Source organism: Lysobacter stagni (assembly GCF_030053425.1).
Taxonomy (GTDB): domain Bacteria; phylum Pseudomonadota; class Gammaproteobacteria; order Xanthomonadales; family Xanthomonadaceae; genus Lysobacter_J; species Lysobacter_J stagni.
Window position 1 is genome coordinate 1864723 of record NZ_JASGBI010000001.1, and the last position, 15439, is coordinate 1880161.

15 protein-coding genes are annotated in these 15439 nt (G+C 68.0%); 6 read left to right on the top strand and 9 right to left on the bottom strand.

The features are described from left to right. Window positions 1-8: 8 nt before the first annotated feature. On the bottom strand, window positions 9-1790 hold the full coding sequence (locus QLQ15_RS08485) for a glutamine--tRNA ligase/YqeY domain fusion protein (protein WP_283212379.1): 1782 nt from the start codon (window positions 1788-1790) through the stop codon (window positions 9-11). 115 nt (window positions 1791-1905) lie between these two features. On the opposite strand from QLQ15_RS08485, the gene QLQ15_RS08490 reads away from it, so the two are divergent. The 3 genes from QLQ15_RS08490 to QLQ15_RS08500 all read left to right on the top strand — a co-directional run bounded on the left by QLQ15_RS08490 (window position 1906) and on the right by QLQ15_RS08500 (window position 3413). After that, entirely contained in the window at window positions 1906-2178 is a 273-nt protein-coding gene (locus QLQ15_RS08490; RefSeq protein ID WP_283212380.1) for a putative signal transducing protein, read from the top strand. 48 nt (window positions 2179-2226) lie between these two features. After that, window positions 2227-2751 carry an adenine phosphoribosyltransferase gene (locus QLQ15_RS08495; protein WP_283212381.1) on the top strand — a complete coding sequence of 175 codons (525 nt, stop codon included), beginning with the start codon at window positions 2227-2229 and terminating at the stop codon, window positions 2749-2751. 86 nt (window positions 2752-2837) lie between these two features. Further along, window positions 2838-3413 carry a hypothetical protein gene (locus QLQ15_RS08500; protein WP_283212382.1) on the top strand — a complete coding sequence of 192 codons (576 nt, stop codon included), beginning with the start codon at window positions 2838-2840 and terminating at the stop codon, window positions 3411-3413. A gap of 30 nt (window positions 3414-3443) precedes the next feature. On the opposite strand, the gene oxyR is transcribed toward QLQ15_RS08500, so the two are convergent. The 3 genes from oxyR to ahpC all read right to left on the bottom strand — a co-directional run bounded on the left by oxyR (window position 3444) and on the right by ahpC (window position 6842). Next, the gene (gene oxyR / locus QLQ15_RS08505; protein WP_283212383.1) at window positions 3444-4385 is read right to left on the bottom strand and encodes a DNA-binding transcriptional regulator OxyR; all 942 of its coding nucleotides are present in this window, start codon (window positions 4383-4385) and stop codon (window positions 3444-3446) included. A gap of 70 nt (window positions 4386-4455) precedes the next feature. Continuing rightward, a complete protein-coding gene (gene ahpF, locus QLQ15_RS08510; RefSeq protein ID WP_283212384.1) occupies window positions 4456-6045 on the bottom strand; it encodes an alkyl hydroperoxide reductase subunit F in 1590 nt (529 codons plus the stop codon). 233 nt (window positions 6046-6278) lie between these two features. Beyond that, window positions 6279-6842, bottom strand: a complete 564-nt coding sequence (gene ahpC, locus QLQ15_RS08515) for an alkyl hydroperoxide reductase subunit C (RefSeq protein ID WP_283212385.1) — start codon at window positions 6840-6842, stop codon at window positions 6279-6281. A 197-nt stretch (window positions 6843-7039) separates the two neighbouring features. Between ahpC and prmC the strand changes: the two genes are divergently transcribed. Next, on the top strand, window positions 7040-7888 hold the full coding sequence (prmC, locus tag QLQ15_RS08520) for a peptide chain release factor N(5)-glutamine methyltransferase (protein WP_283212386.1): 849 nt from the start codon (window positions 7040-7042) through the stop codon (window positions 7886-7888). A gap of 67 nt (window positions 7889-7955) precedes the next feature. Here the strand turns inward: prmC and QLQ15_RS08525 are convergent, their stop codons facing one another. After that, entirely contained in the window at window positions 7956-8591 is a 636-nt protein-coding gene (locus tag QLQ15_RS08525; protein WP_283212387.1) for an outer membrane beta-barrel protein, read from the bottom strand. A gap of 208 nt (window positions 8592-8799) precedes the next feature. On the opposite strand from QLQ15_RS08525, the gene pip reads away from it, so the two are divergent. Further along, the gene (gene pip, locus QLQ15_RS08530) at window positions 8800-9744 is read left to right on the top strand and encodes a prolyl aminopeptidase (RefSeq protein ID WP_283212388.1); all 945 of its coding nucleotides are present in this window, start codon (window positions 8800-8802) and stop codon (window positions 9742-9744) included. Window positions 9745-9789: 45 nt separating this feature from the next. On the opposite strand, the gene galE is transcribed toward pip, so the two are convergent. The 4 genes from galE to QLQ15_RS08550 are packed head-to-tail and all read right to left on the bottom strand — an operon-like array spanning window position 9790 to window position 12943. Further along, window positions 9790-10761 carry a UDP-glucose 4-epimerase GalE gene (gene galE, locus QLQ15_RS08535; RefSeq protein ID WP_283212389.1) on the bottom strand — a complete coding sequence of 324 codons (972 nt, stop codon included), beginning with the start codon at window positions 10759-10761 and terminating at the stop codon, window positions 9790-9792. Window positions 10762-10807: 46 nt separating this feature from the next. After that, entirely contained in the window at window positions 10808-11365 is a 558-nt protein-coding gene (locus QLQ15_RS08540; RefSeq protein WP_283212390.1) for an NUDIX hydrolase, read from the bottom strand. 31 nt (window positions 11366-11396) lie between these two features. After that, a complete protein-coding gene (locus QLQ15_RS08545; protein ID WP_283212391.1) occupies window positions 11397-12344 on the bottom strand; it encodes a 5'-3' exonuclease in 948 nt (315 codons plus the stop codon). After that, window positions 12341-12943 carry a nitroreductase family protein gene (locus tag QLQ15_RS08550; RefSeq protein ID WP_283212392.1) on the bottom strand — a complete coding sequence of 201 codons (603 nt, stop codon included), beginning with the start codon at window positions 12941-12943 and terminating at the stop codon, window positions 12341-12343. Before QLQ15_RS08550 ends, QLQ15_RS08545 begins: the two co-directional genes overlap by 4 nt. 111 nt (window positions 12944-13054) lie before the next feature. On the opposite strand from QLQ15_RS08550, the gene QLQ15_RS08555 reads away from it, so the two are divergent. Next, window positions 13055-15337 (top strand): DUF1631 family protein, encoded by a 2283-nt coding sequence (locus tag QLQ15_RS08555; protein ID WP_283212393.1) that lies wholly within the window; start codon window positions 13055-13057, stop codon window positions 15335-15337. Window positions 15338-15439 lie beyond the last annotated feature (102 nt).

Sequence of the window (15439 nt, forward strand, 5' to 3'; positions counted from 1 at the left end):
CTCCTTGCTCAGGGCTTGGCGGCCCAGGTGTCGCGCAGGGTGACGCTGCGGTTGAACACCGGTGCGTCGGCGCGATGGTCGTAGCGGTCGGCCACGAAATAGCCGATGCGTTCGAACTGGAACGACTGCTCCGGCGTCGCGGCGGCCGCGGCCGGCTCCACGAAGCCGGTCACGATGCGGCGCGATTCCGGATTGAGATGATCCTTGTAGGTCTTGCCGTCGTCGTCGCTGTCCGGGTCGGGCACCATGAAGAGGCGGTCGTACAGGCGCACTTCGGCCTTCACCGCGTGCTTCGCGCTGACCCAGTGGATGGTGCCCTTGATCTTGCGGTCGGCACCGGCCATGCCGGGACGCGATTCGGGATCGAGCTCACCGCGGATTTCCACCACGCGGTCGCCGTCCTTGATCACTTCGTCGCAGCGGAAGATGCCGGCGCCGCGCAGGCGCACTTCGCCACCCGGGATGAGGCGCTTGAAGCCCTTGGGCGGCACTTCCTCGAAGTCCTCGCGTTCGATCCACAGCTCGTTCGAGAACGGCAGCGTGCGCGTGCCGGCGCTCTCGTCCTTGGGATGGTTCGGGAACGTCAGCGATTCATCAAAGCCGGCCGGCAGGTTGGTGATCACCAGCTTCAGCGGGTCGATCACCGCCATGCGGCGTTGTGCGGCAGCATCGAGGTCGTCGCGCAGCGCGCCTTCCAGGATGGAGATGTCGAGCAGCGAGTTCTGCTTGCTGATGCCGACGCGATCGACCATCAGGCGCAGCGCGGACGGCGTGTAGCCGCGGCGGCGGATGCCCTGCAGCGTGGGCATGCGCGGGTCGTCCCAGCCGTCGACCAGGTTCTCGTTGACCAGCGCGAGCAGCTTGCGCTTGCTCATCACCAGGAAGTTGAAGTTCAGGCGCGAGAACTCGATCTGGCGCGGCTTGCTGGCCTCGTTCGGGAAGCCCTTGGCCAGCAGCGGTGCGATCAGCTCCGGCGAGCTGGCCAGGTCCACCTTGTCCACGCACCAGTCGTACAGCGGGCGGTGGTCCTCGAACTCCAGCGTGCACAGCGAGTGCGTGATGCCCTCCACCGCATCGCTGAGCGAATGGGCGAAGTCGTACATCGGGTAGATGGGCCACTCGCGGCCGGTGTTCTGGTGCTCGACGTGCTTGATGCGGTACAGCGCCGGGTCGCGCAGGTTCATGTTGCCGCTGGCCATGTCGATCTTGGCGCGCAGCGTGCGCGTGCCGTCGGGGAACTCGCCCGCGCGCATGCGGCGGAACAGGTCGAGGTTCTCCTCGACGCTGCGGTCGCGGAAGGGCGAGTTGCGGCCGGGCTCGGTCAGCGTGCCGCGGTATTCGCGCACCTGTTCGGCGGTGAGGTCGCACACGAACGCGTCGCCCTGGCGGATCAGCTTCTCCGCGGACAGGTACAGCACGTGGAAGTAGTCCGAAGCGTGGCGCAGGTCGTGCCACTCGAAACCGAGCCAGCGCACATCGTCCTGGATGGCGCGCACGTACTCGGGGTCTTCCTTCACCGGATTGGTGTCGTCCAGGCGCAGGTTGCAGTCGCCGCCGAACTCGGCCGCGATGCCGAAGTCCAGGCAGATCGCCTTGGCGTGGCCGATGTGCAGGTAGCCGTTGGGCTCGGGCGGGAAGCGCGTGCGGATCGCGTGGTGCCGGCCGCTGGCCAGGTCCTCGCGCACGATCTGCCGGATGAAGTCCTGCTTGCCGCTGGCGATGGCTTCAGCGGGCGTGGTGGACGTCGACGGCTCGGAACCGGGGGCGGTGGGGCTTGGCGTGGCGGACATGCGTGATGACTGATGCGGGTAAGACCGTCAAGTTTAGCCCGTGCGGGGGTGTGCCGCCGGTTCACGTTCCCGCACAGGCGTATGCTCGCCTGGAGCCCCACTCCGGAGCGCCGCCATGAAAGTCGTCTACGAAGCCGCCAACCTGATCGACGCGCATCTGGTGAAGCATGCCCTGGAGGCGCAGGAGATCCCCGTATTCCTGCAGGGCGAGGCGCTGATGGGCGGCATGGGCGAGCTGCCGCTGTTCGGCACCATCCTGGTGTGCGTGCCGGACGTGGTCTGGCCCGAGGCGTCGGCGATCGTGTCCGCGCTCCCGCTGAACCAGCCGGACGCCGCCAGCGACGACGATGAGGCCCCGGACGGCGCCTCGGGCTGGCTTCCCGCCTGAATGGCGCGTTTGCGGGTATCGTGTCCGCCCCCTCGACGGGCCGTCCCCATGTCCGTTTTCGATTTCGACGCCCTGATCCGCACTGTCGCCGACTTTCCCAAGCCCGGCGTGACCTTCCGCGACGTGACGCCGCTGCTGGCCGACGCCGGTGGCTTCGCGCGCTGCATCGACGCGCTGGCCGAGCCGTGGCAGGGCAGCCAGGTGCAGGCGGTGTGCGGGATCGAGTCGCGCGGCTTCATCTTCGGCGCGGCGCTGGCGCAGAAGCTGCATGCCGGCTTCGTGCCACTGCGCAAGCCAGGCAAGCTGCCGCCGCCGCTGGTGCAGGTGGAGTACGCGCTGGAATACGGCACCGATCGCCTGCAGGCCCGCAACGATGCACTGCGCCCCGGTGAGCGCACGCTGATCGTCGACGACGTGCTCGCCACCGGCGGCACGCTGGCGGCGGCGCGCGAACTGGTCGCGATGCTGGGCGCCGAACTGGTGGGCGCGAGCGTGCTGATCGAGCTGGACGCACTGGGCGGCCGTTCGCGCTGGCCCGCCGGCGTCCCGCTGCACGCCCTGCTGCATTACTGACGCCTGCGCGCGACGCGAACATCGCGGCGGCCGCGCTAGAGTCGCGCCGCTGGCGCCAGGCCAGCCCACCTCGCGGGGTCGGCCGGATGGACGCATTCAATTACCTGTCGGTGATGGTGTCCATGGTGCTGGGCCTGGGCCTGACCCAGCTGTTCGCGGGCATCGGCAACATGGTGCAGGTGCGCCGTCGCGTGAAGCCGTACTGGGTGCACTCGGTCTGGATCGTGTTGATGATGGGTCTGCACATCCAGATGTGGTGGTCGTTCTGGATGCTGCGTGTCGTCCAGGAGTGGACCTACACCGGTTTCGCCTTCGTCCTGCTCGGGCCGGCGACGCTGGTCATCTCCAGCCACGTGCTGCTGCCCGAGCTGGTCGACGGCACCATCGACGTGGAAAAGCACTACTACGACACGCGCCGCGTGTTCTTCGGCCTGCTCGCCGGCGCCGGGGCATGGGCGCTCGTGCTGGAAGCGGGGATGGGGCTGCGTTCGCTGATCGTGCCGTTCCGCATGGTGCAGGTGTTCGGCATCGTGCTGATGGTGCTGTGCGCATGGACCGCCAACCGGCGCGTGCATGCGGTCAGCACGTTCATCGTCATCGCGATGCTGGTGAGCACGACGCTGCTTACGCGCTACCGGTTGGGGCAGGTCGGGATGGAGTGAGCGGGCGTGCGCGCTCACCGCGGCTGTGGATCAGAGCCGGCTGTCCTTCGACGGCGTCGCAACCGGTGCGGGCGGTCGCAGCAGCTGCTCGGGGAGCGCGCGGAACTCCGCCGCCAGCTGCATCAGGAAATCGCCCATCGCGGAACTGCGACGCCACACCATCGCGATCTGCCGGTGCGGCGCGTCGCCGCGGAAACGCAGCAGGCGGATGTCGGGTGAAGCGGGGACCGGTGGCTGCACCGCGAGCACCGGCAGCAGCGTGATGCCCACGCCGGCGGCGACCATCTGCCGCAGTGTTTCCAGGCTGGTGGCGCGGAAACCGTCGCGTTCGTCGGCGCCGGCCATGTGGCACACGTCCAGCGCCTGGTCGCGCAGGCAGTGGCCTTCCTCGAGCAGCAGCAGGTGCTGATGGTCGAGATCGTGCAGGTCGAGCGAGTCGTGCTCGGCCATCGGGTGCTGTTGCGGCACGGCGAGCAGGAACGGCTCGTCGAACAGCACTTCGACGTGCAACTGGTCGTCGTGGATCGGCAGCGCGAGCAGGCCGGCGTCGAGGCGGCCGTCGCGCAGGCGCGTGAGGATCTGGTCGGTCTTCTCTTCGATCAGCAGCAGTTCCAGACGCGGAAAACGCTGGCGCAGGCGCGGCACGATGTGGGGTAACAGATACGGGCCCAGCGTGGGGAACAGGCCCAGTCGCACGGTTCCCGCTTCCGGATCCTGGCTGCGCCGTGCGATCTCCGCCATCTGCTCGACATCGGCGATGACCTTGCGCGCACGCTCGGCGACTTCGCGTCCCACGGGCGTGAGCATCACGCGACGCGGCGCGCGCTCCACGAGCGCGACCCCGAGCTCGTCCTCGAGCTTCTTGATCTGCGTGGACAGGGTGGGCTGGCTGACGAAGCTCGCGGCGGCGGCACGACCGAAATGCTTGTGGTCGGCGAGGGCTACCAGGTACTTGAGGTCGCGCAGGTTCACGTGTCCACCCTCGCCTTGACCGTAGGAGGCGGGGCCGTAACGGCCCCGCGGGGATAGTAACCGCCCGTTGTCAGGCCGCGACGGCCGAAGCCTGTTCGGTGGTGACGCTGGTGCGGATCAGGTGGTCGAACGCGCTGAGCGCGGCCGTGGAGCCGGCGCCCATCGCGATCACGATCTGCTTGTACGGCACGGTGGTGGCATCGCCCGCGGCGAACACGCCGGGGACCGAGGTCTGGCCGCGCTCGTCGATGACGATCTCGCCGCGCGGCGACAGCGCGACGGCGCCCTTCAGCCATTCCGTGTTCGGCAGCAGGCCGATCTGGACGAAGATGCCTTCCAGGTCGATGCGGTGCGAATCGCCGCCGACGCGGTCTTTGTAGACCAGACCGGTGACCTTGCTGCCATCGCCGAGCACTTCGGTGGTCTGGCCGCTGACGATCACGCGTACGTTCGGAAGGCTGCGCAGCTTGCGCTGCAACACCTCGTCGGCGCGCAGCTGGCCGTCGAACTCCACCAGCGTGACATGCGAGACGATGCCGGCCAGGTCGATGGCCGCTTCGACGCCGGAATTGCCGCCGCCGATCACCGCCACGCGCTTGCCCTTGAACAGCGGGCCGTCGCAGTGCGGGCAATAGGCCACGCCCTTGTTGCGGTACTGGTCCTCGCCGGGCACGTTCATCTGGCGCCAGCGTGCGCCGGTGGACAGCACCACGCTGCGCGACTTCAGCGACGCGCCGTTCTCCAGGCGCACCTCGATCAGCCCGCCAGGTTCGCTGGCCGGAATCAGCTTCGTCGCGCGCTGCAGGTTCATCACGTCGACCTCGTACTCGCGCACGTGCTGCTCCAGCGCGCTGGCGAGCTTGGGGCCTTCGGTGTGCGGCACCGAGATGAAGTTCTCGATGGCCATGGTGTCGAGCACCTGGCCGCCGAAGCGCTCGGCGGCGACGCCAGTGCGGATGCCCTTGCGCGCCGCGTAGATGGCGGCCGCCGCGCCGGCCGGGCCACCGCCCACTACCAGCACGTCGAAGGGGGCCTTGCCGCGGATGCGGTCGGCCTCGCGCGCGCCGGCCTTGCTGTCGAGCCGCGCGACGATCTGCTCCAGGCTCGCGCGGCCCTGCTCGAACACTTCACCGTTGAGGAAGACTGTCGGTACCGCCATCACTTCGCGGCGTTCGACTTCGTCCTGGAACAGCGCGCCGTCGATTGCGACGTGGCGGATGTTCGGGTTCAGCACGCTCATCAAGTTCAGCGCCTGGACCACGTCCGGGCAGTTCTGGCACGAGAGCGAGAAATAGGTTTCGAACAGGTACTCGCCTTCGAGGTTGCGCACCTGCTCGATGACGTCCTGCGTGGCCTTGGACGGATGACCGCCGACCTGCAGCAGCGCCAGCACCAGCGAGGTGAACTCATGGCCCATCGGCAGGCCGGCGAAGCGCACGCCGATGTCCGTGCCGACGCGCTTGATGGCGAACGACGGCTTGCGCGCGTCGCTGTCGTCGCGCACGTAGCGGATCTGGTCGGACAGTCCGGCGATCTCGAGCAGCAGGGCTTCGAGCTCGCGCGACTTCTCGCCGTCATCGAGGCTCGCGGCCAGTTCGATGGGCTGCGTGACCTTCTCGAGGTAGGCCTTCAACTGGGTCTTCAGACCGGCGTCCAACATGTGGCGGCTCCGTTTGGAATGGGGGGCTGCTGCGCGAATCGCTTGGTTCGGGGTGAACGTCGCGAGCACCCGGGCTGGAGGGAGAGGGAGGGCCCGGGCGTCGCGACATTCGGGGGAAAGGGGCGGGATCCGGCGCGATGCCGGGCTCCCGGACCGGGCCCGCGGTTGCGGGCCCGGCGGGTGCGGTCCGTACGACGGACCGCGTGCTCATTCGAGCGGACCGCGACGCGGCCTTAGATCTTGCCGACCAGGTCCAGCGACGGAGCCAGGGTCTTCTCGCCTTCCTTCCACTTGGCCGGGCAGACCTGGCCGGGGTTGTTGGCGACGAACTGCGCGGCCTTGAGCTTGCGCAGGGTCTCGCTGACGTCGCGGGCGATGGCGTTGTCGTGGATTTCCAGCGTCTTGATCACGCCTTCCGGATTGATGACGAAGGTGCCGCGCAGGGCCAGGCCTTCCTCATCGATATGCACGCCGAACGCGCGGGTCAGCTGGTGGGTCGGGTCGCCGACCAGCGGGAACTGGGCCTTGCCCACGGCCGGCGAGGTGTCGTGCCACACCTTGTGCGAGAAGTGGGTGTCGGTGGTGACGATGTAGACCTCGGCGCCGGCCTTCTGGAACTCGGCGTAGTTGTTGGCGGCGTCTTCGATTTCGGTCGGGCAATTGAAGGTGAAGGCGGCCGGCATGAAGATCACGACAGACCACTTGCCCTTCAGGTTGGCCTCGGTGACGGCGATGAACTCGCCATTCTGGTAAGCGGTGGCCTTGAAGGGCTTCACTTCGGTGTTGATCAACGACATCAGCAAGATCCTTTATGGGTTGGGGGTGAATCGAAAGCCTGCGTAGATTAAAAGCCGCGCATTCATCCAGCAAGTTGATTGATAAGATCGGTTTAATAGACGTTATCTATTGAAACTAACCGCCATAGGTGCCCAGACGTGGATCTGCCTATCGGAAGCGACTCGCGTGTCGCAGGCGGCCACGCGACAATCCCGCCATGACCGATCTCCCTCCGACCCCGACCGTCGGTGCGCTCCTGGCCGCGGCCACACTCCGGCTGGGTGGCGAGGACGCCCGGGCCGAGGCCGCGCTCCTGCTGGCCGACACCCTGGGCGTGTCCCAGACCTGGCTGTATGTGCACCGCGACGATGAAGTCGACGCCCCCCGCGCCCGGACGTTCGACGCGCTGGTCGAACGCCGCGCGGCCGGCGAGCCGGTGGCCTACCTGCTGGGGCGGCGTGGCTTCTGGCGCTTCGACCTGCAGGTGTCGCCCGCGACCTTGATCCCCCGCCCGGAGACGGAACGCCTGGTCGAACTCGCGCTGGAGCGCCTGCCGGGCGACCGCGACGTCCGCGTCGCCGACCTCGGCACGGGCACCGGGGCCATCGCACTGGCCATCGCCCATGAGCGCCCGCGCGCGACCGTCATCGCCACCGATGCCAGTGCGGAGGCGTTGTCGGTTGCCCGCGCCAACGCCAGCGCGCTGGGACTGCCGGTGGATTTCCGCCACGGCGACTGGCTCGCGCCGCTGACGGATGAGGCGTTCGACCTGATCGCGAGCAATCCGCCGTACATCGCCGACGACGACGTGCATCTGGGGCAGGGAGACCTGCGCTTCGAGCCGCGCGGCGCGCTGGCCTCGGGGGCGGACGGACTGGACGACATCCGCCGCATCGCCGCGGACGCCCCGTCGCACCTGCGTCCCGGCGGCTGGCTGCTGGTCGAGCACGGATGGGAGCAGGGCGCGGCGGTGCGCGCGCTGTTCGAGGCGAACGGATTCGAATCCGTGGAGACGGTGCAGGACTGGGAGCGGCGCGACCGTGTAACGCTGGGGCGCAGGCGCTGACGGTTGCGTGACTAAAAACGAAAAGGCCCGGCATGGCCGGGCCTTTCGTTGCCGCGCAGGCGATGGATCAGAAGCTGGCGCGTGCGCCCAGGTTCCAGGTCTCCATGCCTTCGGCCAGGCGGACGCCCGTCTCGATGCTCCAGGTCTTGTTGAAGCTGTAGCCCATGTCGAAGTCGGCGTAGAAGTTGCCGTCGTAGTGGTGGCTGTAGTCTTCGTAGCCGAGGTAGGCGTTCGCGGTCAGCTGATCGGTCACGCGGCCGCGCACGCCGGTGCTGAGGTTGTAGCCGCTGACGTGGTCGCTGTCGTTATCGGCGTAGCAGGTGTTGGCGTAGCAGGACTTGTAGTTGGACGAGACGCCATGGCGCGCATAGGCAAGCTGCGAGACCCAATCTGCGCGGGTGCCGATTGACGTGTTGAAGCCAACGCCAAGCGTCCAGTTCTTGTTGGTCAAACGCTCACGGTCATACCACTTCCCGGACTGCCAGCTGTCGCTATCACGCGTCCGCGAGTAACTGCCGGTCACAAAAAAGTTGTCGGTGAAGGCATACGAGCCGCTGATGCCGGCGCCCTTGCCGTAGAAGCCGGCGCTGTCTTCGTAAACGCCGTCCAGCTGGACGTTGGTGTAACCGATGCCATTGGATTCACTGGCGAACGAGGCGAACGGAGCGGCGGCGAGCGCCAGAGCAATCAGAGTCTTCTTCACGAACGATTTCCTTGGAGTATGTCGATGCCCCTCGAAACGGAGCCGCGCCAGTAGAGTTTTCGGGCAGGGGGGTGCGACATAGGCCAACTCCTAAAGAATCCGTTATGGCGTTGGGATGGCCTGCGATCTTTGCTGCTTGCTGATGAGCCGCTGCATGCGATAGAAGCGGCCGCGCTAGAATTCCGCTTCCGTCCGCCGAGACTCTGCGATGCGCACGCTCTATCCCGAGATCGAACCCTTCGACAGCGGCACGCTCCAGGTGGACGATCGCCACACGCTCTACTACGAGCAGTGCGGCAACCCCGATGGCAAGCCGGTGGTGCTGCTGCATGGCGGTCCGGGCGCGGGCTGCAGCCCGAAGATGCGCCGCTTCCACGATCCGTCGAAGTACCGCATCGTCCTGTTCGACCAGCGCGGCAGCGGGCGTTCCACGCCGCACGCGGATCTCGTCGACAACACCACGTGGGATCTGGTCGCCGACATCGAGGCGCTGCGCGCCAGGCTCGGCATCGATCGCTGGCAGGTGTTCGGCGGTTCGTGGGGTTCCACGCTCGCACTGGCGTACGCGCAGGCGCACCCGCAGCGCGTTGCCGAACTGGTGCTGCGCGGCATCTTCATGCTGCGTCGCTGGGAGCTTGAGTGGTTCTACCAGGAGGGAGCTTCGCGGCTGTTCCCGGATGCGTGGGAGCACTACCTCGCCGCGATTCCCGTGGTCGAACGCCACGACCTCATCAGCGCCTACCATCGCCGCCTGACGTCCGGCGACGAAGCCACCCGGCTGGCCGCCGCGAAGGCGTGGAGCGTGTGGGAAGGCGCCACCAGTTTCCTGCACGTGGATCCCGACTTCGCCGCCAGCCACGAAGACCCGCGGTTCGCGCTCGCGTTCGCGCGCATCGAGAACCACTACTTCGTCAACAGCGGCTTCTTCGAAGCGGACGACCAGCTGCTGCGCGACGCACACCGCATTGCCGACATCCCCGGTGTGATCGTGCACGGTCGCTATGACGTCGTGTGCCCGGTCGCCAACGCATGGGACCTGAAGAAAGCGTGGCCGAAGGGCGAACTGGTGATCACGCCGGCGTCAGGACATTCGGCCTTCGAAGCGGAGAACGTCGACGCGCTGGTCCGCGCGACCGATCGCTTCGCGACCTAGGCGCAGGGCATCGCGCGACGCGGATTGCAAACGGCTGCGGCGATGTCAGAACGCCGGTGCGAGGTGCCAGCGCCAGGCGCTGTCGATGATCGTTTCCAGCGCGGAATGGCGTGGCGACCAGCCCAGCACGTCGCGCGCCTTCTCGCTGGAGGCGACCAGGTAGGCCGGATCGCCCGCGCGTCGCGGTGCGCGGTCGAATGAAATCCCGCGTCCGGTGACGCGGCGCGCCGTCTCGATGACCTGCAGTACCGAGAACCCGGTGCCGTTGCCGAGGTTGAACGCGTGCGCGCCGGGTTCGCGTTCCATCAGGTCGAGCGCCAGCACATGCGCGTCGGCCAGGTCCAGCACGTGCACATAGTCGCGCACGCAGGTGCCGTCGGGCGTCGGGTAGTCGTGGCCGAACACCTTCAGGCGCGGTCCCGTGCCCAGCGCGGAGCGCAGTACGTTGGGGATGAGGTGGGTCTCGGGTGAGTGCGACTCGCCGATGCCGCGTTCCGGCGCGGCGCCGGCGGCGTTGAAATAGCGCAGCGCCACCGAGCGCAGTCCGCGTGCCTGCGCGGCGTGGCGCAGGATCTCCTCCACCATCCATTTGCTGGCGCCGTAGGGATTGATCGGCGCCTTCGGATGCGCTTCGTCGATCAGCATCGCCTGCGGATGCCCGAACACCGCCGCGGTGGACGAGAACACGATCCGCTCCACGCCATGGCGTTGCATCGCCTCGAGCAGGTGCAGCGTGCCGGCGACATTGTTCTGGTAATAGGCGTAGGGCTGCGCCAGCGATTCGGCGACCAGCGAGCGCGCGCAGAAATGCATCACGGCGTCGACGGGGTCCTCGAAGGCGCGGTCGAGCGTGGTGGGGGCCATCAGGTCGGCATCGACCAGCCGCCCCCACCGGACCGCTTCGCGGTGGCCGGTGCTCAGATTGTCCAGGACGGTGATGCGATGGCCCTGTTCGGCCAGGACGCTGACGGCATGCGAACCGACGTAGCCCGCTCCTCCGCAAACCAGAATGTGCATTGGACCGTGCGCTCGGGTGACGCCGGCATTCTAGCGTCGCGCGGGCTCAAACCGCGGGCGAACCGTCCGGGTTGTGTTCGATCATCCACAGACCCGCCCAGAGCTTGAGGTCGAGTTCGTACCCCTCGCGCTGCTTCTGCATCAGCCAGGCCGGGGCCTGCGCGCGCGGGACTTCGTGGACGGTGATGTTCTCGTTGTCGACGCCGCCGCCGGTGCCGACGCGGGTCAGCCCGCTCGCGCGGACGAAGGCGATGCGCTCGTTGCTCATGCCCGCCGAGGTTGGGCCGACCAGCAACACTTCCAGTCGATTGGCGGACCAGCCGGTTTCCTCGATCAGCTCGCGGCCGGCCGCGGCTTCGAGCGTGTCGGTGGCATGGTCGTCGCCGACCAGTCCGGCCGGCATCTCGATGGTGGGCGCGCCGAGCGGGATGCGGTACTGCTCGACGAACAACACGTTGTCGTCCGGGGTCACGGCGATGACGATCACCGCCATGCCATCACCGTGGGTGCGTTCCACGTATTCCCAGCGCCCGCGCCGCAGCATGCGCAGCCACGGACCCTCGTACAGGGTTTCCAGCGGTTCTTCGGCGTGGGCTTCGTTCATCGGTGGCTGTGCTGCGGAAAGGTGTCCGATGCTACGACGGAAGCGCTGACGGGGCGAAGTCCAGGCCCACCGATTCGTACAACCGGCGCCGCGTCATCGGACCGAAACGGAGCGAATCGCATAGCGTGCCAAGGGCGGCGGCATCGGCGCGGCCGCGCGCGAAGTGCAGCGACGTCTCGCCAATCGGCGCATCCAGCGCGATGGTGGTCAGCTGGCGACACAGCAGCGCCTGCTCACGGTGCTGGCGCAATTTCGCCGCAGCGGCGGCTGCGCCGCGCAAGCGCAGGAAGGGCACTTCCTCCACGCGCGCGAGCAACGCGTCCAGCGTGCCGAAATGGCCGAGCAGCGCGGCCGCGGTCTTCGCGCCGATGCCGGGCACGCCGGGAATGTTGTCCACCGCATCGCCGGTGAGCGCCAGGTAGTCGGCGATCTGGTGCGCGTGCACGCCATGGCGCTCCGGCACGCCGGCCGCGCCCCAGCGCTGGCCCTTGGCGAAGTCCCACTGCTCGTCGTGGTCGCCCAGCAACTGCGACAGGTCCTTGTCCGCCGAGACGATGACCGCGCGGTATCCGTGCGGGCGCAGCGCGATCATGGCGCTGCCGATCAGATCGTCGGCCTCGTATTCGCCATGCGACAGTACGGCCAGGCCCATCGCCTCGCACAGCGCCCGGCAGTGTCCGAACTGGCGCTTGAGTTCTTCCGGCGCGGACTCGCGGTTGGCCTTGTAGGCCGGGTAGAGCGCATTGCGGAAGCACGAGTCCAGCGCCTCGTCGAAAGCGACGGCGATGTTCTGCGGGCGCGCCCGGTCGATCAGCTCCAGCAGGAAGCGGGCGAAGCCATGCACGGCGTTGGTCGGCCAGCCCTCCGCGTCGTGGAACTCGTTGGGCATGGAGTGCCAGGCGCGGAAGACGTACAGGCTGGCATCGACCAGGAACAGCGTCCCGCCGCGATGCGACGCCGGGGACGTCGGCAGGGTCATTCCGGCGTCCATTCGGTCAGCAGCTCGCGCGGATCCGGGCGCTCGCGTTCGGGGGCGTCCAGCTTCGGCGTGCCGATGTGGACGAAGCCCACGACCCGCTCGTCCTCGCCCAGGCCGAGCCAGTGGGCCACTTCCGGGTCGTAGGCCAGCCAGCCGGTCAGCCAGATCGCGCCGAAGCCCAGGGCCTGGGCGGCCTGCAGCAGGGCGAAGCAGACGCAGGAGGCGGTGGAGAAGCGCTCCGATTCAGGAATCTTTTCGTCCGGCCCGAACCGGCCGATGACCGCAACGACCAGCGGGGCGTGCGAGAATCGCGCCCGATCCTTCTCGATCACCGCCTCGCTGGCCTCAGGGTCGCGCTGGCGGCTGCGGACCGCCAGGCGTTCACCGAACGCGAGGCGGGCCTGCCCCTGGAAGCTCAGGAAGCGGAACGGGACGCGCTTGCCATGGTCGGGCACGCGTACCGCCGACTCCAGCAGGCGCAGCAGGGTGGGGTGGTCGGGGCCGGGCTCGCCCAGTTGCTTGGGCGGGATCGAACGGCGGGCGTCCAGGGGGGCCAAAGCCTGGTCGATTTGCCGGGGGTCAGAAGTGTTTAGCGACATCAGTCACAATTGTTCAAAGTGGGCCTGCAGACGATGTCGTATCTTGCCACTATGAGCAGGCGAACTGCCGGTGCGCGGCAGTTTCGGTCCACGTAACCTGGGGAAATCGCAGTGTCCGGCTACCCGCACGGCGTCGCTCAAGCCACGCGTACCGATCCCTTGCGCGTGCTCGAGGAGATCAAGCGCCAGTCTCTGGAGGCGCTCGGCGGCCTGCCGGGCACGCTCTATGGACCGGTCGAAGATGCGCTCAAGCTCGCCGCGCTCAAGAGCGACGGGAAGGTCAATCATTACGAAGAGCAGGCTGCGCTCTGGGTGCTGCGCCAGCACCAGGCGACGCATGTCATGCGCTTCCGCCAGCAGGTCGCGCAATCCTTCGACGATTTCCGTGCCCTGCGCATCCGCAGCGGCGGCGACGTCACGCTGCGCCTGGTGGATGAGCAGCAACTGGAATACGAACTGGCCAGTGGTCGTCTGAACGAGGCGCTGGTCGCCCGTTTCGCACGACCGCTGGACACGCTGCAGAGCCGTCTGCAAACGCTCGCCGATGCGATGCGCGTGCCGATGGGCGCCAACCCGATCGGTCCGGAACGCCTGGTCGCCGCTTTCTCGCAGACGTTGCTGGACGCACAGGTCCCCGACACGCTGCGCGGCCGCCTGTTCCGCTTCTACGAAACCGACCTGATTCGCGTGCTGGGCGAGCTCTACGCCCGCATCAACACGCTGCTGGCCACCTCCGGTTATGGCGGGGCTGCTCCGGCGCCGCGTCCGCCGCAGGAAGATCTGCGCCGTTTCCAGGACGACGTGCTGGTGCCCACCCCCCACATGGGTGGTTTCGGCGGCACGCACGACGGCTTCGGCGGCCAGCACTCTCCGGGCCCGGTCTCGGCCGCAGGTGCTGGCAATTTCGGTCGCACCTTGTCCACACCGATGTCCCAGCAGGACATCGCGGCCATGGCCAGCGAGCTGTCGCAGCTGCGCAGCCAACTGCACGCCTGGCGCGATTCCGTGCCGCGTGCCGATTCGCATGGCATGCCGGGCTCGGGTTTCGATCGCTCGGTGGGTCAGCGCCGCGAAATGCGCGTGGACGAGATCCTCAGCGTCGCCTCGCTGCTCCAGGCCGAACCGCCGGACGCGTTCGCCCGTGCGCTGGCCGTGTCCGGCCGCCTCGGCGAGACCATCCGCGACCATCTGCAGGACGGTGCGCGCCGCCTTGGCCTCAACCCGGACCAGGCCTGCTTCAGCGCCGAAGAAGAAGACGCGATCGATCTGGTCGCGCTGCTGTTCGACTCGCTGTTCCGCCACAACGCACTGCAGGATCGTGCGCGTCGCCTGTACGCGCGCCTCGTGCTGCCGTACGTGAAGGTGGCGCTCACCGACAACGCCGTGTTCGTCAAGCGCGAACATCCGGCCCGTCGCCTGCTCGACGCCATCACCGAAGCCTGCGAAGGCAACGACGGCGAGACGCCGCAGGATCGCGAACTGCTCGACCGCGCCACCGAGATCTCGCAGCGCATCGTTGCCGAGTACAACGAAGACCTTGCGGTGTTCGAACTCGCGCACGCCGAACTCGACGCGCTGCTGGCGCAGCAGCGTCGTCGCTTCGAGCTGCAGGAACAGCGTGCCGCCAAGGCCACCTACGGTCGTGAGCGCCTTGGCGCCGCCCGTTCGCAGGCCGAGAACGCACTGCACGAACGCACCGGCGAAACGACGCTGACGCAGGCGGTTGCCGACTTCCTGGCCATGCCGTGGCGACATCACGTGGTGCAGACGCTGCTGCGCGACAACGTCGACCAGCGCCGCCATGCCGAGGCCATTGCGCTCGGCGACGCGCTGGTGATGGCCGACCGCCTCGCCCAGCAGAACCGTGGCCGCGAACTGGCCGACCAGCTGCTCGCGTTGCAGCCGGCGATCATCGAATGCCTGGCCAGCTCCGGCCTGGACGACAGCGCTGCCCAGCACGGCCTGGCCGGTCTGGTGCGCGCGCTGGTCGATCCCGATACCTCGCGCCGCGTGCGCCCTGCGGCGCCGCTGTCGGTGCAGGAAGACGACACAGGTGAAGCGGAGCGTCGCCTGTGGCTGGCCGGCGGCACCGACACCGTCCGCCACGACCCATTGCTGGCCGAGCGCATGCGTGCGCTGGAAGTGGGCGATTGGGTGCGCCTGGTCGACGCCGATGGCGAGAGCGCAGCGGCCAAGGTCGCATGGGTCAGCCCGCTGACCTCGCGCTTCCTGCTGGTCAACCGCCGCGGCCTGCGCGTGCTGGCGGCTTCGGCCGAGGAACTGGCCGCGCTGGCCACTTCCGGCCGCCTGACCATCGGTGCCGAGCGCACCGCCTTCGACGAAGCGATGCGCCAGGTGCGTCGCCACCTCGATCGCGGAACGGGCACGCGCTGACCGACCGCCGCTTCGCGGCGACAGCATGCACGCATCCACGGGCGCCTTCGGGCGCCCGTCTGCGTTAAGACAACAGCCCGCTTGCGCGGGCTGTTGTCGTTC